The sequence below is a fragment of the Sporanaerobacter sp. genome (assembly GCF_047830725.1).
Classification (GTDB): domain Bacteria; phylum Bacillota; class Clostridia; order Tissierellales; family Sporanaerobacteraceae; genus Sporanaerobacter.
In genome coordinates, this window is sequence record NZ_CP181252.1 from 565,494 (window position 1) to 588,810 (window position 23,317).

Annotated in this window: 18 protein-coding genes; 9 read left to right on the top strand and 9 right to left on the bottom strand. The window is 31.4% G+C overall.

From position 1 onward, the window contains the following. Positions 1 to 13 precede the first annotated feature (13 nt). Entirely contained in the window at positions 14 to 640 is a 627-nt protein-coding gene (locus ACFWUA_RS02700; RefSeq protein ID WP_416198631.1) for a hypothetical protein, read from the bottom strand. Positions 641 to 827: 187 nt separating this feature from the next. Between ACFWUA_RS02700 and ACFWUA_RS02705 the strand changes: the two genes are divergently transcribed. Next, complete coding sequence (locus ACFWUA_RS02705; protein ID WP_416198632.1) at positions 828 to 1,058, top strand: hypothetical protein; 231 nt, start codon at positions 828 to 830, stop codon at positions 1,056 to 1,058. 194 nt (positions 1,059 to 1,252) lie between these two features. Beyond that, entirely contained in the window at positions 1,253 to 2,113 is an 861-nt protein-coding gene (gene pdxS, locus ACFWUA_RS02710; protein ID WP_416198633.1) for a pyridoxal 5'-phosphate synthase lyase subunit PdxS, read from the top strand. 339 nt (positions 2,114 to 2,452) lie between these two features. Here pdxS and ACFWUA_RS02715 read toward each other — a convergent pair whose 3' ends face one another. Beyond that, on the bottom strand, positions 2,453 to 3,640 hold the full coding sequence (locus ACFWUA_RS02715; RefSeq protein WP_416198634.1) for a trans-sulfuration enzyme family protein: 1,188 nt from the start codon (positions 3,638 to 3,640) through the stop codon (positions 2,453 to 2,455). Between the two features lie 176 nt (positions 3,641 to 3,816). Between ACFWUA_RS02715 and nadE the strand changes: the two genes are divergently transcribed. Next, the gene (gene nadE / locus ACFWUA_RS02720; protein ID WP_416198635.1) at positions 3,817 to 4,644 is read left to right on the top strand and encodes an NAD(+) synthase; all 828 of its coding nucleotides are present in this window, start codon (positions 3,817 to 3,819) and stop codon (positions 4,642 to 4,644) included. Between the two features lie 179 nt (positions 4,645 to 4,823). Here nadE and ACFWUA_RS02725 read toward each other — a convergent pair whose 3' ends face one another. From ACFWUA_RS02725 to ymfI, 5 genes are all read right to left on the bottom strand, one after another. Further along, positions 4,824 to 5,660, bottom strand: coding sequence for an ABC transporter permease (locus ACFWUA_RS02725; RefSeq protein ID WP_416198636.1), 837 nt, complete (start codon positions 5,658 to 5,660; stop codon positions 4,824 to 4,826). Between the two features lie 13 nt (positions 5,661 to 5,673). Next, positions 5,674 to 7,239: an ATP-binding cassette domain-containing protein gene (locus ACFWUA_RS02730; RefSeq protein ID WP_416198637.1), complete on the bottom strand. Its 1,566-nt coding sequence runs from the start codon at positions 7,237 to 7,239 to the stop codon at positions 5,674 to 5,676. 131 nt (positions 7,240 to 7,370) lie between these two features. Further along, complete coding sequence (locus ACFWUA_RS02735; RefSeq protein ID WP_416198638.1) at positions 7,371 to 8,402, bottom strand: sensor histidine kinase; 1,032 nt, start codon at positions 8,400 to 8,402, stop codon at positions 7,371 to 7,373. After that, entirely contained in the window at positions 8,399 to 9,073 is a 675-nt protein-coding gene (locus ACFWUA_RS02740; protein ID WP_416198639.1) for a response regulator transcription factor, read from the bottom strand. The genes ACFWUA_RS02735 and ACFWUA_RS02740 overlap by 4 nt, the downstream gene beginning before the upstream one ends. Positions 9,074 to 9,195: 122 nt before the next feature. Then, positions 9,196 to 9,933 carry an elongation factor P 5-aminopentanone reductase gene (ymfI, locus tag ACFWUA_RS02745; protein WP_416198640.1) on the bottom strand — a complete coding sequence of 246 codons (738 nt, stop codon included), beginning with the start codon at positions 9,931 to 9,933 and terminating at the stop codon, positions 9,196 to 9,198. Between the two features lie 418 nt (positions 9,934 to 10,351). Between ymfI and ACFWUA_RS02750 the strand changes: the two genes are divergently transcribed. From ACFWUA_RS02750 to ACFWUA_RS02775, 6 genes are all read left to right on the top strand, one after another. Next, positions 10,352 to 12,250, top strand: a complete 1,899-nt coding sequence (locus ACFWUA_RS02750; protein WP_416198641.1) for an ABC transporter substrate-binding protein — start codon at positions 10,352 to 10,354, stop codon at positions 12,248 to 12,250. Between the two features lie 147 nt (positions 12,251 to 12,397). Further along, the gene (locus ACFWUA_RS02755; RefSeq protein ID WP_416198642.1) at positions 12,398 to 13,384 is read left to right on the top strand and encodes an ABC transporter permease; all 987 of its coding nucleotides are present in this window, start codon (positions 12,398 to 12,400) and stop codon (positions 13,382 to 13,384) included. Positions 13,385 to 13,402: 18 nt separating this feature from the next. Then, positions 13,403 to 15,241, top strand: coding sequence for an ABC transporter permease subunit (locus ACFWUA_RS02760; RefSeq protein ID WP_416198643.1), 1,839 nt, complete (start codon positions 13,403 to 13,405; stop codon positions 15,239 to 15,241). A 12-nt stretch (positions 15,242 to 15,253) separates the two neighbouring features. Further along, complete coding sequence (locus tag ACFWUA_RS02765) at positions 15,254 to 16,246, top strand: ABC transporter ATP-binding protein (RefSeq protein ID WP_416198644.1); 993 nt, start codon at positions 15,254 to 15,256, stop codon at positions 16,244 to 16,246. Further along, positions 16,239 to 17,828 (top strand): oligopeptide/dipeptide ABC transporter ATP-binding protein, encoded by a 1,590-nt coding sequence (locus tag ACFWUA_RS02770; protein WP_416198645.1) that lies wholly within the window; start codon positions 16,239 to 16,241, stop codon positions 17,826 to 17,828. The genes ACFWUA_RS02765 and ACFWUA_RS02770 overlap by 8 nt, the downstream gene beginning before the upstream one ends. Next, the gene (locus tag ACFWUA_RS02775; RefSeq protein WP_416198646.1) at positions 17,825 to 18,019 is read left to right on the top strand and encodes a hypothetical protein; all 195 of its coding nucleotides are present in this window, start codon (positions 17,825 to 17,827) and stop codon (positions 18,017 to 18,019) included. The genes ACFWUA_RS02770 and ACFWUA_RS02775 overlap by 4 nt, the downstream gene beginning before the upstream one ends. Positions 18,020 to 18,107: 88 nt before the next feature. Here ACFWUA_RS02775 and ACFWUA_RS02780 read toward each other — a convergent pair whose 3' ends face one another. Both ACFWUA_RS02780 and ACFWUA_RS02785 read right to left on the bottom strand, forming a co-directional pair. Then, positions 18,108 to 22,571, bottom strand: coding sequence for a hypothetical protein (locus tag ACFWUA_RS02780; protein WP_416198647.1), 4,464 nt, complete (start codon positions 22,569 to 22,571; stop codon positions 18,108 to 18,110). 1 nt (position 22,572) lies between these two features. Continuing rightward, the gene (locus ACFWUA_RS02785) at positions 22,573 to 23,316 is read right to left on the bottom strand and encodes a DUF6063 family protein (RefSeq protein WP_416198648.1); all 744 of its coding nucleotides are present in this window, start codon (positions 23,314 to 23,316) and stop codon (positions 22,573 to 22,575) included. Between the last annotated feature and the right edge of the window lies 1 nt (position 23,317).

The window sequence follows — 23,317 nt, forward strand, 5'->3', positions numbered from 1 at the left end:
CCTATGAATAATTTTAATTAAGTAAACTCATATCCAATTCTCTATTCACTAAAAGCTCCAACTTCTCCTTCATATCTTCAAATAATGGAGCTATTTCACCAGAAAGTATCTCTGGAACAAAATTTAAATCATCATTAGCTAATATATCCTGAAAATCAACCATAATCTCTCTTAGTTCATAAGTGTCTTTTACATATGCATTCCACAATTTATAATCACTAACTATATATTTGATTTCTCTATCAACATCTAATGTTTCAGTAGCATCTAATATCCATTTTATTTTTTCAAACAAATCCACAAGTTTTCCCCAAGTTTCTTCTGCAGCCTCATTGTAAAATTCATTTGACAATATTTGGATTTCTGGAACATACTCTTCTATAGTTTCTATAATATATACAATCAAATCCTTTGCCAATTCTCTTGAAGTTTTAATGAAAACTTTTACTTCCTTTATATCATGAATATTTTCACTAAAATAGTCATAAAAATCCTCATAAACATGTTTCCCATCCACTTCTAAATGGCTCAGGGCATATTTTTCATCTGAAAGTATATTGCCCAAATCCTCAAATATATTGTCTATATACTTTTTTTCATTTTTGTATTCTAATATTTTATCAAGAACATATATTTTCATTAAAATTACCTCCATGATAATTGTATATATATATTCGACAATTGTAAATCTTTTTTAAAACTATTTTCATAAAACCCTTTACTTTTATACATCATTCATTGTAAAATATAGCTTAACTTATATTTTAATTTCCAACAATCAGGGTATGATTGTACTGAATGAATACAAAGATTTAAGAGGTGATTTTATGATTCCGCAAAGCATTTTAAGAAAAAAATCTATCAAATTTTTAGAGTATATGGGGATCTATCCAGATGATTGTGAAACTGAAGAAGAATTGGAAGAATATATAGATACCCTTTCTATATTGGAATTTGAAGCAGAAGAAAATGGCGGATTAATCTATGAATTTGACGAAGAATCCTATATAGTCATAAATTTCATAGATGGAGAATATTTGATAGCTCCTGTAGAATAGGCACACTATAAAGCCCTTTAATCTTTAAGATTAAAGGGCTTCTTTGTTTATTTTACATAAAAATATATAAATTTCTACCAATACAAAATATAAATATATATATGATTTTTATTTATTGTATTGACAATGCACATACTCTTTTGATAGTATATGGGTACAAATATAAATTGTATCTATATAAAGGAGGACACTTTATGAAAAATTTAAAAGAATTAAACGATAAGCTTGCAGGTGGAGTTATAATGGATGTAGTCAATGCAGAACAAGCTAAAATTGCCGAAAGCAGTGGTGCTGTTGCTGTCATGGCATTGGAAAGAGTCCCATCAGATATTAGAAAAGATGGTGGAGTTGCTAGAATGTCAGATCCTAAATTGATAGAAGAAATACTAAAAGCTGTATCTATTCCTGTAATGGCAAAAGTACGAATTGGTCATTTTGTTGAAGCACAAATCATTGAAGCCTTGGGTGTAGATTACATAGATGAAAGCGAAGTCTTAACACCAGCTGATGATTGCTATCATATAAATAAAAAGAGTTTCAATACACCTTTTGTTTGTGGAGCAAGAAATTTAGGTGAAGCATTAAGACGTATTGGTGAAGGTGCATCAATGATAAGAACAAAAGGAGAAGCGGGTACTGGAAATGTAGTTGAAGCAGTAAGGCATATGCGAACAGTAATGTCTCAAATAAGAAGATTGGAAAATACACCTAAAGAAGAACTAATGACTATAGCTAAAGAAATGGGAGCACCCTATGATTTAGTAGTATATGTAGCTGAAAACGGCAAATTGCCAGTACTAAATTTTGCAGCAGGAGGAATTGCAACACCAGCAGATGCAGCTTTGATGATGCAATTAGGTTGTGATGGTATATTTGTAGGTTCAGGTATTTTCAAATCCCAAAATCCAGAAAAAAGAGCAAAAGCAATAGTTAATGCTGTAAAAAACTACAATGACCCTAAAATACTAGCTGAAGTATCAAAAGATTTAGGAGAAGCAATGATTGGCATAGACATTAATGATATTCCAAAGGAAAATTTATTTTCCGAAAGATAACAAAGTATCAAAAATGGCAAATACCTTTTTATATACTTAATAAGCAGGCAATAGCCTGCTTATCATTTCCTTTACTCCAATAATATTTATTGTTCTTTTTAAATTATATAAAAGCAAAAATAGGACCATCTCAGTTTTTACTGATTAAATAGTCTAACTTTCCCCGATATAGTTGCCATAACTTCTGAAAATTTGTCTATCATAGACTCGACCACATCATCAATTGACATATTTTCAACATTGTCAATTACTAATGGCTCTTTGATATATAAATGAAATAAATCTATTATTCTATTTAAAATTGCTTGTCCCTCTTTTCTAAATATAAAAACATCCTTGCTACCTTTCCAAAGCTTGTTCTAAATCTTCTATTATATCTCTATAATCTTCAAGTCCAACAGATATTCTAACCATACTCTCTGTAAGTCCAAATTCTATCAATTTCTCATGGGGATATCCTCTATGAGTCATGGCTGCCGGAAATTCCACCAATGTCTCACAATCTCCCAAACTAACTGCCAACTGAGCCAATTTCAATTTTTCCACAAATTTTTTGGCTTCTTCCATTCCACCATCTATTTCAAAGCTTATCATTGCTCCAAATCCATTCATCTGTTTTTTAGCTATCTCATGGCTCTCAAAACTTTCAAGTCCAGGGTACATAACTTTATTTATTTTTTTGTGAGATTGAAGAAATTTTGCTACCTTCATTGCATTTTCTTCATGTTGCCTCATTCTAACCCCAAGGGTTTTAAGTCCTCTCAAAAGTAACCACGCATTAAAGGGACTCATGACTCCACCAAATTCACACATATAATCAAATTTTAAATACTTTATGTAATCCGCATCTTTAGCTATTGCAACTCCACCTACTACATCTCCATGACCGCATATGTATTTTGTAGCACTATGAACTACCACATCTGCTCCCAATAGTAATGGATTTTGGAAATATGGAGAAGCAAAAGTATTATCTACCACTACTTTTATATTTCTTTCCTTTGCTATTTCCACTACCCCTTTTATGTCTATAACTGATAAATTGGGATTTGATGGGGTTTCAAAATATATGACCTTTGTGTTTTCATCTATGGAAGATTTTAATTCTTCCAATTTCCCAAGATCTATCATTTTATATTTCACATTATATTGAGGCAAAATATTGGTAACTACATTGTAGCTTGAACCATAAAGAGTCCTATGAACTATAACTTTATCATCTGGTTTTAAGAGAGAAAACAAAACTGAACTAATAGCTGCCATTCCCGAAGCAAAAGCCACAGCTCCAGTTCCAAATTCTAATTCAGCCATTCTATTTTCAAACAATCTCAGCGTTGGATTGTTTCCCCTAGTATATACATAATCATCTGACTGAAAACTCATTACCTTTTCTACATGTTCTATATCATCAAATACAAAAGTTGAAGTTTGAAATATTGGTGGATTTAAAGCATTGTTTGGGTTTTTCCCTGAACTTCCACCATGTATTGTTCTAGTATCAAAATGATAATTTTTGTTTTTATCCATAAACTTCCCTCCAGCCTATTGAATTCATGAAAAATTTCTACATTTCTTTATACTTTCCTTCTTTTAAGTCAATTATTGCACATAATATAATTAGTATCAAACAAAATATATTATCGTCAATAGAAATAGTAGTATAATATAATTGAAAATTAAATCTAATCTGGGAGTTGGGTAAAATGGAAGAGATAAAAAAATTTATAGCGGATAATATAGAAAAATATAAGTATAAAGGTGTTGTTGTTGGGATCAGCGGAGGAATTGATTCGGCTGTAGTAGGTAAACTACTTAAAGACTCCTTGGGAAGAGACAAGGTTTTAGGTTTGATACTTCCTGAAAGGGACACTGCCAAAGATACAGTTCAAGATGCAATTCTTGTATGTGATTATATTGGAATCGAATATAAAATAATTGACTTGACTGGAATCATAAGAAAAATAGGAGTTTACTCTTTAAAGCCTCCCGCTTTTCCTTTTCCAAAAACCATTCAAAATAGATATTCTAGAAATGTATGGACTTCTCAAAAAAAACCTTTTATACAAGACTTAACTACTCAAGGAGATAAAAATTTTTCTGAAAGCCTTGCATATTACAGAGCAAAACCTAGAACGAGAACAATAATGCTATACTTTGAAGCTGAAAAAAGGGGATATGCCGTAGCTGGATGTACCAACAAAACTGAAGAAATGACTGGATTTTATACAAAATGGGGAGATGAAGCCTGCGATATTGAGCCAATAAGACATCTATATAAAACTGAAGTATTTGAACTTGCAAAAAAATTAAACATTCCTCAAAAAATAATTGATAAGAAACCCAGTCCTGATATTGCACCAGGAATAACCGATGAATTTGCTCTTGGAATTGGATATGAAGAATTAGATAGGATACTTATGAAAATAGAAAACAATGAAGAACTGTCAAATGAAAATCAAGATAGTGTAGAAAAGGTAAAAGAGATACTTGAAAACAGAAAATATAGAGAAGTAAGGCAATTGCATCTTTAGAAAACTAGAATTAGTAAAATATTTAACTGAAAAATGTAGTATGGCCATGATGAAGTAAAAATATTAAAAATAGATTCAAGAGGAGATATTTATAGATAACCCCGGAAAAAATCCAGGGTTATCTGATGCAAAAAGTGATGCAAAAAGAACTGTCCCCAACGCATCCCCAACGCATCTCATTAATGAAAGCCTATGTTTCCAATGGTTTTGCAGTATTTTTCTACTTTGTTGAGTATAAATATGCCTAAATAGATACTTATGCCCATAAAAAGTACCAATATCAACTGTTCTATGTGGATAGGTAACAAAGTTTTGGTGCCTAAGAGTATTCCTCTTATGGAATCATAACCATAAGTCAGAGGAATAATCAAAGATACTGCTAAAATTCCTTTTGGAAGAACAGTTACAGGAAATTCTGATCCACATATCATATTTAATGTAGCATTGGTTATATCTATTATATTGTTGGCATTGTTGGTTATGAGAACCAAACCAGCTATCCCAAATCCCAAACCATACAGCCCTATAAGGAGTGGAATGAGAGTTGCTATTGAAGAAAGTATACTACCACTTATGCTAAATCCAAACAACAACCATATAAGAAATGCCACTATGAGGGTACTAGCAGTAGTAGAAACCAATGAGAAAATAGATCTTCCAACAAGTTGCACCCAAAGAGGAATAGGAGTAAGCCAATTGGATTCAATCACCCCTGCATCCATTTCATTTTTTAGAGAAAATCCCATACTCCAAAGTACTGCACTTACAAAGCTTGATACTATACTTCCCATTACTAAAAAGCCCATATAGTCAGTTGTCCCAGTATATTGAGCAAATCCAATGTTTTTTCCACCTATTTGAAAAGATTTAGACAAAAAATACACTGGAACAACCCAAATAATAGGCTCTAATATACTCAATATTGCATTGACACGATAGCTAAAAAATATTTTTATATCTTTTTTAAAAATAGCACCTATTGCCATCATATAAGTTTTAATTTTGTTCCTATTCATTTTGTATCCCCCCTTAGTATTGGCCTAATGATCCAGAACTTTTTACTCTTTTTTGTGTATAATTAAAGGCCAATAAACCTAATGTCATGAGTACAGCTCCAAATATGAGAAGTATAAAAATTTCACTTTTTATATCCCCTACGCTTACTCCTTCTGTAATAACTGCCCGCAAAGCATTTATGCTATAAGTTATAGGTATAAATTTAGATACATTTCTCATCCAATTTGGTAGAACTGCCAAAGGATAAGTTATTCCACAAAAAACCATGATCATTCCTCTTACTAAAAACACCATAGAATTTGCTTCTTTGACCCACATAACCAGACTTGCAAATATGAAACCAATTCCATAAACTGCAGGTATAGATACCAAAAGAACCAACAAAGCTAAAAGAGGACTCCCTACAAAATGAAAATTATATACCAATTTAAACTCTAATACTATAATTGGAATATATATTATACTAAAAATCATATCGAAAAGTGAATATCCTAAAAGCAAACTAATTTTAGGCACTGGACAAAGCCAATTAGATTCTAGTGTACCTCTTACTTGTTCAACTCTAAGGCTGGTACCAAAAGACCAAAGTATAGAATTCATCCATGACCACATGACAGTACCTATGAGCATATATGTTTTGTAATCACTAGTTCCTGTTAAAGTAGCAAAAGAAACTAATGAACTAGTATCTGTCCCAGATAGTGCTTTTGCAGTAAATACATATCCAAGAGGCAATAGTATAGGCCATATGAGCATAGAGATAAACCAAGTAGGATATCTAAATGCTATCTTAAATTCTTTTTTGAAAACTGCACCCATGGCAGTAAAAACAGATGGTTTTTTAATTGTAGTCTCCATTTTAAAGCCTCCTATTCCCTTAAAGCTAGATGAATCTTTGTCTATTCTTGCATGAATTTTCCCGTCTTTAATAAACAAAATCCTCTTGCAATAACTAGCTGCAAATGCATCATGAGTAACCATGATAATAGTCGTGTTGAATTCCTTATTCATTTGAGATAAGCATTGCAACAATTCTTGAGAAGATTTTGAATCCAATGCTCCAGTGGGTTCATCTGCAAAAACTATGGAAGGAGAAGTAATGAGTGCCCTTGCTGCTGCTACTCTCTGCTTTTGCCCTCCTGACAATTGATAGGGATATTTTTTTAAATGCTCTTTTAATCCAAAAAATTTGCTTAAGTCTTCTATCTTTTTATTTATTTCTCTTATATCTACTTTTGAAAGAGCAAGGGGCAAAGCCATATTGTCCTCAATAGACATACTGTCCAACAAGTTAAAATCTTGAAATATAAAACCTATATTATTTCGTCTAAATATGGAAAGCTCCTTGTTTTGCATATTTAAAATACTATTTCCTTCATAATATATTTCTCCAGAAGTAGGTCTGTCAATAGTAGATAACAGATTTAAAAGTGTAGTCTTTCCTGCTCCAGATGGTCCCATTATTCCTAAAAATTCACCCTTATATACTTTTAAATCAATATCATCTACAGCTGTAAAAGTCATTCCTTTTGAGCCATATTCTTTTCTTAAATTTTTCGTTTCAAGTACCACGTCCATTTTCTAACCTCCTATATCATTTGAAAAATCTCTCTTAATCTAAGAGAGATTTTTTATTTAGTATTTGTCTATATTCTAGTATTTTCCCTGTCTGTATGCCATCATTTATAGTGACAATATAGAACTTAATATTACATCTTTGTCACATTGAAATAATCAGCTATTTTATAAAAAGTTATTTTAAATTCTGTGTATTGTGATACTTGAGAAGATACTTCTATATTGAAATTTAGCTTATTTGCAATTTTTTTACATATATAAAGTCCCATGCCTGTGGATTTGGTTGTTTTTCTTCCATTATCTCCTGTAAACCCCTTGTCAAAAATTCTTTCTATATCTTTAGGAGATATGCCCATACCATTATCTTTTATAAAAAGTTTTATACTTTCTTCATCTTCCCTTGCAAAAATTTTAATTTTCCCATGCACATCGGTATATTTGCAAGCATTATTTATTATTTGATCTAATACATAAAAAGTCCATTTGATGTCTAAAAATACATTAAAATCCAAATTATCCATTTCTACTTCTATCTTTTTAGATATAAAAGAATTCATATTGTTTTTAATTACGCTTTTGACTAATGTATATAAATTTATTTCTTCTATTGCAAAGTCTTCAGAATAGTTTGAAGCCCTGCTAGTATACAGTACTTGATTGGTGAGAAAATTTATTCTTTCTAATTCCCCTCTCAACTCTTCTGAAATATCATATAGTTCTTCTTCCTCAATTTTGTCAGCTATAAGCTCACATACGGATAAGGGTATCTTAATCTCGTGAACCCATCTTGTTATATAATCATTTATCTCTTCTAAATCATTTATTAATTCATTTGTTTTTTTTAATTTTTCATCATTTTTAAAAGCTATTATTTCCCTTATAAGGACTTGTTCCAATTTTTCACCATTTGGGAGTAATCTATCAATATCTTCCTTATTACAGAGAGCCTTTCTTAGACCACTATAACTGTTTCTCCATTTTATATAATCTATTAACAAAAATATCAATGAAATAGAGAATATGAGTATATTCATATAGAGGATATCAGATAAGGATTTGTCCAAAGCTGTACTACTTATCAATATCAAGTTAATTATTAATATTATTACTATAAAATATAAAATTGTCCAAAGTGAATCTTTTAGATATTTAAAGAAACTCATGGTATCATATATCCTTGAGATTTTTTAGTGACTATAAAATCCTTAAGTCCCACATCTTCCAGCCTTTTTCTAAGTCTATTTACATTTACAGTCAAAGTGTTTTCACTTATAAAATATTCACTTTCCCAAAGCACTCTCATGATTCTATCCCTTGATATTATCTTGCCTTTGTTTTTCATAAGAAGTTGAAGTATTTTAAATTCATTCTTGGTGAGTTCTATTTTCTCCTCCTCATAGACAAGTGTCCCATCATTTATGCTTAAAATAGCTCCATGACATTCTATTATACTGCCTTCATTTTCTCCATAGGAATAAGTTCTTCTTATGACAGCTTGTATTTTGGCTAATAATATATCCATGGAAAATGGTTTTGTCACAAAATCATCTCCCCCCAAATTGACCGCCATTATTATATCCATATTGCTGTCCCTTGAAGATAGAAATATAATTGGAACTTTAGACATACTCCTTATTTTTTGACACCAATAAAATCCATCAAAAGAAGGTAAATTTATATCCATAATAACTAAATGAGGATTGTACTTTGCAAATTCCTCCAATACGTTTTCAAAGTTTTCAATAGAAAACGCATCGTATCCCCATTTAGAAATACCTTGTTTTATATTGTCACAAAGAATTTTGTCATCCTCAACTATAAGTATCTTGTACACAATATCACCTCATGGCTATACTTTTAATCAGTCCCTCTAATTTTGATGCAAAAAGAACCGTCCCCAGTGCATCACCCAGTGCATCACAAAAAAGGGTGGCAAACAAAACGTCCCCTTGCCACCTAATTGATTACGAATCCAGCACTTGCATTTATTATTTGGCCTGTGATGAGTTTGGCTTCTTCTGTTGAAAGGAAGTATATTACATCTGCTATGTCTTCTGGTTTTGCAATTACTTCAAGAGGTGTGTCATATCTAATGCCTTCAAGAACTTCTTTGTCAACACCTGAAATCATATCTGTATATACTGCTCCTGGTGCAACAGCATTCACCAATATATTTGAAGGGCCTAGTTCTTTTGCCAAGGCCTTTGTGAAACTTATGACTGCTCCTTTTGTTGCAGAATAATGTACTTCACAGGAGGCTCCAACAAGTCCCCATATGGAAGAAAGATTTATGATTCTTCCTGATTTTTCACTAATCATCTTTGGAAGAACGCATTGACAGCAATTAAACATTCCTCCTACATTTACATCAAAAATTCTTTTCCATTGTTCTACTGTTATATCCGTAAACAAAGTCATGTCAGCTATAGCTGCATTGTTCACAAGTACATCAATGTTTCTAAATTTTTTATACCCTTCTTCAAACATTTTCTCAACCTGTGTTCTATCAGAAACATCTGCCTTTATAGCTATAGCATCAACTCCATATGAAAGCAATTCTTCTACCAGTAAAAGAGCCTTGTCTTCACTTTTATGGAAATTTACAATGACATTGTATCCTTCTTTTGCAAATTTTTTGGCAGTGGCTCTCCCAATTCCTCTAGAAGAACCTGTAATCAAAACTGTTTTTTTCATACTATCAGACTCCCTAAAATAATATTTTCATTTAACAATTATATCACATTTCACAAATACCTATTATATAATCCAAAATCTTAATCATATAAAATTCATAGTCTAAGTACAAGTTGCATACTTATTAAATATGGCAATCATTTATCATGGCAATAAAAAATATATATTTTCTCTAATTTATTCAACAATATGACATGCATTAAAACTTTTTTGTCATAAAAAGTATAAATAAGTCATAACTAAATCTATATTTCTAAACATTTTGTCTTTTTTAGGGACAATTTATCTTAACTTGTATTATTTTGTTATATTTACAAATGTATTGTATTATGTCTTTAATTGACATAAATTGTTTAGCGATGATGTAATACAATATATTAAGAATATTCAAAAAAATGAATTAAGGGGGAGTGTTGGAATGAAAAGAAAGTTAGCATTACTATTGGCATTGGTGCTTCTACTGACTATTTTCACTGCAGGCTGTGGCAAAAAAGAAAACCCTGCTGTTGTGGAAGAAGAAACTGAAGAACCAATGGAAGAAGACACAAATACTGAACCTACTGAACCTATGGGACAAATAACTATCGGGAATACGACAGAATTGACTGGTGACTGGGAACCTTATTTCCAAAACAATGCAGCAGACTATGATATTTATAACTTTATTACTGGATATGGCACTGTTGATATGACTTTTGATGGCAAATATTTAATCAATGACACCGTAGTAGAAAAACATGAAGTTACAGAAAACGACGATGGTTCTAAAACCTATGCCTTTACTATCAAAGATGGTCTTACTTATGACGATGGAAGCCCTATTACAGCTCTTGATTACGTTTCATACTATATGTTCTGGTCATCACCTGTAGTTGGTGAAATGGGTGGAGACAATACTAGTGGTCAATATCTCAAAGGTTGGAAAGAATATTCAACAGGAAATGCAAAAGAATTTATTGGTGTTAATTTAATTGACGAAAAAACTTTTGCGTTTACTATTGATGCAGAAAATATTCCTTACTTTTTCGAACTAACTCTTGTAAGTGCTTCGCCTCTAAAATTGTCTTTCTGGACTGATGACACAGTAGAAATTAAAGACGATGGAAATGGCTGTTATTTTTCTGACAATTTCACTAAAGACAATTTTGAAGAAAGAATCAATAAAGCAAGATTTGAAAGCTATCCTTCAACTGGACCATATAAAGTTGTAAGCTATGATGAAGCATCTAAAACTGCAGTTCTTGAAGTAAACGACAAATTCCTTGGAAACTATGAAGGTAGAAAACCATTGATTAAGACAGTTATATATAAGAAAGTAACTAACGAAACAGCTATGGATGAATTAGCTACAGGAGGAGTTGACTTGTTGTCTGGTATGGCTAGTGGTGATGAAATCAACGCAGGCCTTGACCTTGTGGAAAAAGGTGGATATAGCTTTACTGAATATCCTCGTGCTGGATATGGTAAATTGGAATTGATATGCGACCACGGTCCTACTGAAGATGTCAATGTTCGTAAAGCAATTGCCCATCTTATAGATAGAAATGATTTTGCTAAAGCTTTCACTGGAGGATTTGGTACAGTAGTTAATGGTCCTTATGGTGAAGCTATGTGGTTCTATCAAGAAACAAAAGCTGAATTAAATAGTAAATTAGATCAATATCCATACAGCCCTGAAAAAGCAATTGCGCTTTTGGAAGAAAGTGGATGGATATATGATAAAAATGGAAATGAATATAAAGAAGGTATCCGCTATAAAAAACTAGAAGATGGTACATTGATGCCACTTGTTATAGAATGGGCTTCTACTGAACAAAATGAAGTATCTGACTTATTAGTTATAAAATTGCAAGAAAATCCTGATGTGGCTAGTGCAGGTATGAAAATCAATCAAACTGTTATGACCTTTGGAGAGTTGTTGAATTACTTATATCGTGATGGATCTAAAGATGCTAAATATGGAGTACCTACTTATCATATGTTTAATTTAGGAACTGGTTTTACACCAAGATATGACCTTTCCGTAACTTATACAACAGATCCAGATCTAATCAAACAAGGATTAAACAGCAACCATATTATAGACAAAGATCTAGAAAAATATGCAAAAGAAATGGTTCTAACAGATCCAGATGATAAAGATGGATTTAAGAAAAAATTTGTGGACTTTATTGTTAGGTGGAATGAATTGTTGCCAGATATACCACTATATTCAAATATATATCATGACTTCTATACCAATAAGCTTCAAAATTACAATATGAACTCCCTTATCAAAATACCTGACGCAATTCTTTACTCATATGTAACAGAATAGTTACTCTTTAAAACAATGACTGATGGAAATAGGGTATGAAAATACCCTATTTCTACATAATTACAAACACTTTATTGTACTAAATTTTATGTTTTTAACAATTGAAACAATAGTAGATTGAAAATTTAGGATAAGGAAGGTAATAAAATGGTTAAATATATTTGTAAAAGAATTTTATATATGATATTTGTGTTTCTTGTCATGTCTCTTGTTCTATTTTTCTTATACAATTTAATCCCTGGTGACCCAGCTAGAGCTCAGCTAGAACCCATAAAAGATACTTTAACGCCAGAAGAATACCAATTTAGATATGCACAAGCAAGAAAACAACTTGGTTTAGATGACCCTCCTATCATAAGATATGGAAAATGGATGAAAGGTATTTTAAAAGGTGATTTTGGTATGTCCTCTGTTTATAAGCAACCAGTTAAAGATGTGGTAACAGTACCTTTAAAAAATACCGTATTTATAAATATATTTGTTATAGCTTTAGTCCTTCTCATAACCATTCCTTTGGGAATTCGTACTGCTGTAAAGAAACATTCTGGATTTGATAAAACTATACAAGTTTTAACTGTAGTTGGCTACAGTGTTCCTATATTCATTACAGGATTGTTGTTTATTTTCATTTTTGCAGTAAAACTGCAATGGTTTCCAGTTAGCGGAATGACTACTCCTAATTTTAAGGGAACAGAATTTGAACGTTTTCTGGATATTATGTATCACTTGTCACTGCCTATAATCATATTAGTTGTAACTTCTTTGGCTGGCGTCACAAGATACGTAAGAGCAGCAATGATAGATGCTTTAAGTATGGATTATATAAAGACAGCTAGAGCAAAAGGCTTAAAAGAAAAAGTGGTTATTTACTCTCATGCATGGAAGAATGCACTTCTTCCTGTTATTACCTTAATTATAGCATGGATTATGAGTGTATTTTCGGGTTCATTAGTTATTGAAAGAATGTTCAATTTACATGGCATGGGAAACTTCTATATCAATGCATTAAACAATCAAGACTACAATGTAGCACTGGCAATACAACTGTTCTATATCATAATAGCTCTTTTAAGCAATTTAGTCACTGATATAAGTTATGGATTTGTAGATCCCCGTGTCAGAATAGATCAATAGCAGGAGGAGATAATTTTTATGGATACAAAACAAATTAGTAATAAAAAGAAAGATAAGAAGAAAAAGTCTTTTTGTCATCTTATGTTTATAAATCTCTTTGGCGGAAAAGAAAAAATGACAATGCTTGAAGAGGAAGATATTCAAAGTCCTTGGCAATCTGTTCTTTCTTCATTTAAAAGCGATAAAGTTGCTATGACAGCTCTAACTGTATTTTTAGTGATATTTGTCATAGTTTTGATTGGACCATTAGTAGTACCTATTGATTTGTCTTTTTCCGAAACTACTCAGCAAAATGTAGCCCCCGGGCTTGACCTTATGAAAATTCCACAAGATTTAGATGGAAAAGTTGAACAAATTGCTATTGGTCCTACATTTAGTATAGGTGTGTCTACAGATGGCAAGGTATATATTTGGGGAAAAACAAAGATAAACAAAAATGTTGATTTAAAGGATATTCCAGCCAATATGGGAAAAGTCGTGAAAATCGCTGCTGGATTTGATCATGCACTAGCTTTAAATGATGAGGGAAAGCTATTTGCATGGGGAAATAATCGTCAAAAACAAACATCTATTCCAGTTGAATTAATCCGTGATAAAAAAATTGTAGATATTGCTGCTGGATACCAAAATTCATGTATCCTCACTGAAGATGGCTATTTATATTATTTAGGCAACTCTACAAACAATGATTTCAACGAATTTCACCCTTATCAAGGTCAATTGAAAAAAGTAATAACTACTTCTGATACATTGATTGGACTGACCTTTGATGGACAAGTAGTTCATCTTGGAACTCAGATAAATTCTTATACCAATATACCTAAAAATATGGGAAATGTAGTGGATATAGCTGCTACTGCTTCTACTGTAGCTAGTCTAAATGATGAAGGAAAGGTATTTATATGGGGAAATATTACTTCACGAGATGAAAACAAAATACCAGAAGTAAAAGATAAAATAATATCTATACAAGGAGGAAGTTATCACTATACTGCAGTGACTGAAAATGGTGAAGTTATCTCTTGGGGTTCAAATTGCTACAAGCAATCAACTATTCCCAAGAAAATTTCTGAAGCAAAAATATCCAAAGTTTATACTGGATTTTATCAAAATTATGCAGTCACTACAAAAGGTAAAGTTCTAACTTGGGGATTAAAAGGATATCCCTTTGGAAGTGATGAATTAGGTAGAGATATATTTACAAGACTATTAAATGGTGGACGTATGTCTATAACAATAGGTGCTGTTGCTGTAATCATTTCCACAATTATTGGTGTAATTATAGGTGGCATATCTGGTTTCTTTGGAGGAAAAGTTGATATGGTTCTACAGAGAATATCAGAGATGGTAGCTTCTTTGCCATTTTTACCTTTTGCAATGATTTTATCAGCTCTAATTGGAAATGCTATGTCATCAAGAGAAAGAGTTGTGCTGATTATGATTATTTTAGGACTACTGTCATGGCCAGGACTTCAAAGATTGGTTCGTGCACAAGTTCTATCAGTTCGTGAACAAGAATATGTAATTGCTGCAAAATCTCTTGGTGTTAAACGAAAAAATATCATATTTAAACACATTTTACCAAATGTGATATCAGTAATTATTGTCTCGGCTACATTATCTTTTGCAAGTAGTATGTTGACTGAAGCCACTTTATCTTATTTAGGATTTGGCGTGCAAGCTCCTCTACCAACCTGGGGCAATATGTTGTATGGAGCAAATAATAGTATAGTTATTCAAAATTATTGGTGGAGATGGGTTTTTGCTTCTATTGTATTGAGTATAAGTGTAGTTTCTATTAACTCAATAGGCGATGGCTTACGAGATGCAATTGATCCAAAATCTCAAGAACGTTAGGGGGAAAATTAAATGGCTTTGTTAGAAGTTAAGAATTTGCATACTTATTTTACAACAAAAAAAGGCATCGTAAAGGCAGTAAACGATGTTTCTTATAGTATTGAAGCTGGCAAGACCCTTGGCCTTGTAGGTGAAAGTGGTTGTGGAAAAAGTGTTTCAGCAATGAGCATTATAAAGCTTTTAGATGGAAATGGATATATAGCTAGTGGTGAAATTTGGTTTGATGGAAAAAATCTAGTAGACGTTCCTATGGATGAAATGACAGGAATAAGGGGAAATGATATCTCTGTTATTTTTCAAGAACCTATGACATCTTTAAATCCTGTATTTACTGTTGAAAAACAAATATCCGAACCTCTTATGATTCACCAAGCAATGAATAAACAAGAAGCAGCTAAAAAAGTAGTTGAAATGCTTCATATGGTTAAAATACCAAATCCAGAAGATGTTGCTAAACAGTATCCTCATCAACTTTCAGGGGGCATGAGACAAAGAGTTATGATAGCTATGGCTCTTGCATGTGTTCCAAAACTTCTGATTGCAGATGAACCTACAACTGCACTGGATGTAACTATTCAAGCACAAATTTTGAAATTGATGAATGAATTGAAATCTAAAATTGATACTTCTATTTTATTTATTACTCATGATCTAGGTGTTATAAATAAAATGGCTGATGATGTGGCTGTAATGTACTGTGGTCAAGTAGTGGAAAACGCACCTGTAAGAACTATATTTGGAAAGAATACCTCTTACTCTCATCCATATACTGAAGGATTGTTGACATCAATTCCTAGATTAGATACTCCTCCGGGAGTTCGTTTAGATGCAATTCCAGGAGCAGTCCCTCATCCTTTAAAATTGCCTGTAGGTTGTAAATTTGCTCCTAGATGCAAATATGCTACGGTCAGATGTGAAAAAGAAGAACCTGATTTGATAGAAGTAGAAAAAGAACATCTAATCCGTTGCTTTTATCCACAGAAAGAGGTGAGAGCTAATGCTTGAAAATAAGAAAGATAAAAAAGTATTAATTCGTGTGGAAAATTTGAAAAAATATTTTCCTCTAAAGAAAAAATCTGTATTTAATTCTGAGCAATTGTATGTAAAAGCTAATGAAGACATTACTCTAGATATCTATGAAGGTGAAACCTTGGGCCTAGTAGGAGAAAGCGGATGCGGAAAATCTACATTGGGCAGAACTCTTTTGCAATTGTACGACCAAACTGATGGTCGAACTATATATTATGGTAGGGATATTGATGATTTTGCACCAAAATATGTATTAGATACCTTGAAGAATTTGTCTTCACAACGTCATAAGTTGAGAGAATTAGAAAAAAAGCAAAAGGATATTCAAAAAATATATGATAGTTTAGAAGAAGGTCCTGAAAAATATCGTACTTTAGAAAAACTTCGTTTAGCTGAAAAAGAGGCTAGACTTTTATATCTTGATTTAGCTCAATTGATTGGAGGATTTATGGTAGCTGAAGATTTAAATCCTGTATCGGATATTTTAATGAAACAGCACAATTATGCTATAGAAACACGAAAACTTAAAAATAAAATAAATGAAACAAGAATAGAAATGGAAGCAGCTAAATCTTTGTTGAAAGAGCAAGGCAAATCTCAAAAAGATATTGAAAATGAAACTAACAAGTATTTAGCTACAATTAAAAATATGGAAAATGAACTTGCTAAAATTGAAAAAGCTTTAAATAGTATCAACACAGATATTCAAAAAATGTTAGATAAATATAGAGATCATCCAGATTTTGAAAAGCACGAAGCCTATAGAGATAAAGGTATTAACCTTGCTAAATTAACCGAAGAAGAAATGAGACTTCTTAGAAAGGACTTACAACTTATATTTCAAGACCCTTATTCTTCTTTGAATCCAAGGCTTACTGTAGGACAGATAATATCTGAAGGCTTGTATTCTCATAAGATATTTGCAAAAAAGGACAAAAATGTACAGAATTATATTTTAAAAACTATGGACAATTGTGGATTAGCCCCTTATTTTGTTCATCGCTATCCTCATCAATTTTCTGGAGGGCAAAGGCAACGTATAGGAATAGCTCGTTCTATAGCATTAAATCCAAAATTTATTGTGTGTGATGAAGCTGTATCTGCACTGGATGTATCTATTCAATCTCAAATATTGAATCTGTTGCTAGATTTAAAGAAACAGGAAAACTTGACTTATTTATTTATTTCTCATGATTTAAGTGTCATTAAATATATAAGTGATAGAGTGGGAGTTATGTATGTTGGCAATATCATAGAACTGGCAGAAACTGAAGAACTTTATGAACACCCTATGCATCCATATACTGAAGCACTTCTTTTGGCAATACCTACTACTGATGTTGATGACGATAGAGAAATTCAAATTCTTGAAGGTGATGTTCCAAGCCCTATTAAACCACCTTCTGGATGTAAATTTCATACTCGTTGTAAATATGCTACTGATATATGTAAAATGGTTGTACCAGAATGGGAAGAGGCTCGTCCTGGACATTTTGTAGCTTGCCATCATAAACTCAATATAGAAAAGAAAAAGCAGAAAGGTCTTGATGCAGTATGATTTTTCAAAAAAAATTAAATGCTACTATAGATTGGCTCAAAGAAAAAAGCAAACTAGAATTTAATATAGAAGAAGAACATATTAAATTGGAAAAAAATGATATGCTGGCTTTATTTCTTTCAGCCCTCTTGGTTTTTAGTCCATTTCTTCTAGTATTGATTGGAATATTATTTTGGAGTTATAGCTTTTAAATATCCCTAATATTGGTTTTTATACTTTTGGTAAAGAGAAAGAATCGGCACCTCCCCAGTGTCGATTTTTTTCTCATCTTATAATTCATTACATTTTTCTTCCTCCATGCATTACCTTTCCTGTGATAAGTCCTTCTTTTTCATCATGACCAATTCTAAGCTCCCAAAATACAGGAAATCTCTCGCTTATCTCTACTTTTATGATTTCCGGAGCAGCAAAAGCTATTATTTGAAAGTTCAATTTATCGGCAATTTCAAACACTGGGTCCAATATATGTTTAGCCGAGGCCTTCCCAAATGGATTGTCAAGAACTAAAACAGTCCAAGGATTTTCATTTCCGATATGCCTTTTTTTGTAGTTCATAAGCATCATTATGACAAAAGTATTTATGGAAAGGGTCTGGCCACCACTTCCTTCTGGCATATCTCCTTCTCCTTTGTTGATAGCTTCCCAGGTAGTATAGTAGTAGTCCCTTGGCTTTTTATATTTGAATTCATTTTTCTCTGTCATCTTGTATACCATAAGTATTGGATATCTTCCTTGAAGGGCTTTGGAAAATATGACTTTATCGCTCATTATTTCCTCAAGTTTTTTGTCATCAATATCCTCAATATTTTCATTTTCGCTAAACACTTTTTCTATAGCTTCCACAAAATATTCTTTCAACAAAAACAATACATCTTCTTCCTCTTTGGGAAGCCTTTCTTCTCCTTTAAGCTTCACAAGAGGAAATGAATACTCATTTTCATTTATATATACCATTCCCGAAACCATTTCTCTCAATGATTCTACTATCTTCAAAACTCTCTTTGAAGCTCTTGTGGTCCATTGATTTCTTGCCTGTTCTGCCTTTTCTTTGTCACTTGAAAGGGTATTTAGTTCTATTTGAAAATAGTTTTTCATGCTTCCAAAAGACTCTAAATTTGCTTTAAATTTGCTTATACCTACTTTCTGCATTTCATTTAGTATCCTTGCCTTTAGAACCTCATCATAAACTTTAGTTTCAACAATTTCCTTAAAAGTCTTTAAATATTCCTCTCCTTTTTCAATTTCTCTACTCAAATCATCCTCACTCTTTTTGTATCTTCTGATCCACTCTTCTACTTCTATCTGTGAATTGTTTATGAATTTTTCCTTTAATATCTTGTTGATCTTTCCCTTGTGAAAATCTATTTCCTTATATCCATCAAGCTGCAAAATGAATTCCCGTATTTGATTTTTGTATTTTTTTCTCTCTTCCAATATTTTTTCTGCCTGAACTAAATATTCCTTATTCTCTTTATATTCTTTTTCTATATACATGCTCTTTTCTAAAAGGTCTAAATCTGCCCAAATTTGAGGAGCCCTACCAAAATTCTTCTGTATTCTCTTTCCAAGCTTTATAAAGTTTTTTTGCTTTTCTTCTAAACTTCCAACTAGTCTATCCTTTTCAGATTTTAAACTATTGTATTCATATTCATGAGCTTTTAAATTCTTCTTTACTTCTTCAAGCCTAATGACTATTTCATTTAAGGATAATTTCAAACTCTCATATTTTTCCCAAAGCACATCTATTTTTTCTAAATCTTTTCTACGAACTTCGATTTTCTCAAGGAAATGGTCTATATCTTTTTGAATAAATTTTATTTCACCATTTCTCTTTTCAATATCCTCTGCCAATGCACTTCTCTCTCTTAAATCTACAAATATATCTCCTTCCCATATTTCATAGATAGGCATAGAAGCTATTTCTAAATCTTTGATTTGATTGAAACAAACTTTAGCTTCAGGTATTGCCTTTTTTATACTTTCAAGTTTATTTTCAATTTCAATTTTCCATTTTTCATATTCTAAATTGTTGGATTCTCTCATACTTTTTTTGAATTCCATGTCTTTTTCTGCACTCTTAATTTTTTGCCTTACATCTTCAAGCTTTTCTAAATTCTCATTGTAAATTTTCTCTTCTTTCAAGACAATTGCATTTGCTTCTACATACTTTTTCAACTCAGCTAAATTGTCTTTATATTTTTCCACTTCATTTTTAGAATTCTTAAATTCACTAGTCATTGTGCTTATTAACTTTTCTTCCTCATACAATTGAACTTTTAACTTACCTTCTTTTCTTTCCAGTTCTTCACTTAGAGATTTATGATTATCAATTTCACTTTGAATTTCAATAGAATTTTTGCCAAATTTCCAATTTTTTATATCCCCAATTAAATTGTTAATTTCCCCAACTCTTTCTTTAAAACTATCTATGATTTCTTCTATGCTATTGTATTCCCTGTCTATATTGTCAATCCATTCAATATATTTTTCACTATAAATAAAATCAAAACCCTTGTTGTCTACTGTATTGAACTCTTTTTCATGATTTCCCATATTTGTCCTTAAGTATATAGGAACTAAATTGCGTACTAAAAAATCTCTATCAATAGTCTTTTCTATTATCTTCCAATCTTCTTCATTTCCAATGACCAATCCATATATGAAAGAAGGATTAGCTTTAAGTATTTCTTGTATTTCTTCTTTCTTCATTCCATTTAAAAATTCCATACCTGTTTGAACATTTATACCAACAGATATAATTCTCTCTTTTAAATCCAATATGTCTTTGTTGGGTATCCAATACTCCCTATCTTTATTTAAAGATTTATCTATATTGCTTTCCCAAAGATTTTTCTTGAATTCTTCTATTTTATTTTCCTTTTCACTCAAAACTAATTCCAAACTATATAGTTTTTCATCAATCCAAGAAGAAGATATATCTTCTTTTACATCATCAATACCAAGTTCCCAGCATATTCTCTTTTTTAAATCCATTTCTATCTTCTCTACAATATCAAACTCTTTTTTAAGCTCTTTTATCTTTCCTTTTTCATTTTTCTTTTCTATCTCAATTTTATTTTTTTCAATTTCCAATTGATTTTTATTTTTTCTTTTTTCTTCAATTTCAATCTCAAGCCTTTCTACTTTTTTCATTTCGTTTTCACATCTACTTTTTATATCATCTAAAAGTTTTTCTGGAAAACTCATACTGAAAGGATCGAATATATTTGAAAGTCTTCCGTATTCCCTTTGATTTTCTTCCTTTCTTAAAGAAAATTTATTTATTTCTATTTCTATCCCTTTTTCTACTTCTTTCATCTTGGATTTTTGAGTATATATATTTTCGATTTCTCTATTAAGATAATTGTCATAGCCATAATACTTATTTGAAACATCTTCCCATTTAACCTTCAAACCTTCCCATTTATCTTTTATTTCTAAATCTAGTTCTTCCAATCTCTTCTTGGTATCATCTAATTCTAAACTATCTATAAGCCTTTGCCTTTCAGCTGTCTTTTCTTTAAGTAAAAGCTCAATTTCATTTACTTCAGTCAATATCTTGTTTATTTCATATAGTTTCTCTAAATGCTTCTCATCAGCTATTTTTTCTTTTGCTTCAGCTATACTTACATCTAGTACTTTATTCTTTTCTTCAATTTTTTCTATTTCTCTATTGACTTCAGCATATTCTAAATTTTCTCTTTGAAATAATAGTTCCTCTTGTTTTTCTTTGCTTTTTATTATTTCACTTTCCCACTTTTCAATATTCTTTTCTGCATTTTTTTCTTCATCCTTCAAAATAAAATATAGATCATTTCCATCAGCAATACATCTTTCCTTTATGTCTAAAAATTTTGAACCTATCTCTGCATTCCTAATCAAAGGATTTATAGCTATAGAAAGTTCCCTAAAATCTCCTTCTCGTTTCAGCAGTATAGGCAAATTTCTCGTTATATAAAGATTGCTCTTAAACATTTCCTTAAGACCATCACCTTCATATTCATAATTCTTCATATTCTCAGATATGGCCGGAAGTATGAGATTGTCAAAAATCGCCTTGTTGTCTGTAGCCTTTTGAAAATAATCCCCTACTCCTCCTTCTACTTTGTTTATAACCTTTAAAATTTCCCATTCAGATCTATAAATTCCCCATCTCTTCATATATTCATAAAAATTTGAATCAAGCCTTTTTGCACTGCTTTGAGAATATTTCACAAAATCCCTTCTATTGTCTTCTATGAACTTTTCAAACACTTCCATTTCTACAGCCTTTTCATTGTCTCTATCATAAACAGGTATATTTTCCAAAGTATAAAATCCATTGTTTTCATGCTCATAAGTATATAGAAAATAGTTTAAACCTATCTTCTCATCATCATCTTCATTTTTCCCTACATTTTTCCTATAGGCTTTCATACATATTCCCGTAATAAGATATTTTTCTCTATTCGTATCTAATTTCCATTCCAATAATACATGGAATGTGTAGGGATTTAATCTGCCCTTTTGATCATAAAACATAGAGCTTATTTTGTTTCCATTGTTTTTCCCCCATCGAGTTTCAGGTAGCATTATTTGAAATATAAGCTGCATCATGACACCTTTTCCCCCACCATTCTTCAAAGTAAAAAGAGTGTGATCTGGGCTTCCATCTTTGGTCAAATCAAATATAGAATTTTCATGCTCCTTTTTAAATCCATCATATTTGCAGCCTACAAGCCTAATTTTAGAAATTCTTGGCATATTAAAAACCCTCCTTTGTATCCTCTATAAGACCCATGATTTCCTCATACCTCTCTTGACTGTGATATAAATAATTAAGCCTTTCATAAAGCTCATCTTTAGGTATTATCCTAGATTCTTTCATCATATCTACAATAAGTCCTTCATCTTTTAAAGGTTTTAAAGCTTCATGAATAAATCCAAGTCTTGTATCTATAGATTTGCTAAATGGAAGTTCTTCACTATTTGATGGCTTTGAATGAGAAAGTTCCAACGTCCACAAAGTATATATATCATCAATAGCTAAAGCCCAATCTTTTGAAAAATTTTCCTCTTCATCATTTCGCTTTTTCCAAGATTCAATAGTTTTGGTGATGATATCCTCCAATTTATAATAGGAAATACCTTCTTCTTCTGCCCTAATTCTTACAAACTTTTCTTTGTCAACTTCTGATAAAAATATACATATAATAATATTTGCAAGATAAAAATATTTTTTCTTTTTGAGTCCCTTATACTTTTCTTTCATATGAGTATAAGAAGTAGCAAAAATAGAATTGTCAGGATTACTAACTAAATGCACATTTCCCCCAATATGAAAAACTAAAAGTCCAGCCTCATCTGCCATGGTCTTGACAATTTCTCTTACTTCAAGATTTTCAATATACTCATTTCCAAAAGTATCGTTTATAGGTACTATTTTGTTCTTCAAAAGATAGAAAAAAACTTGAGAAGCCTTTTGTATATTTTCATTTGAATAGCTCATT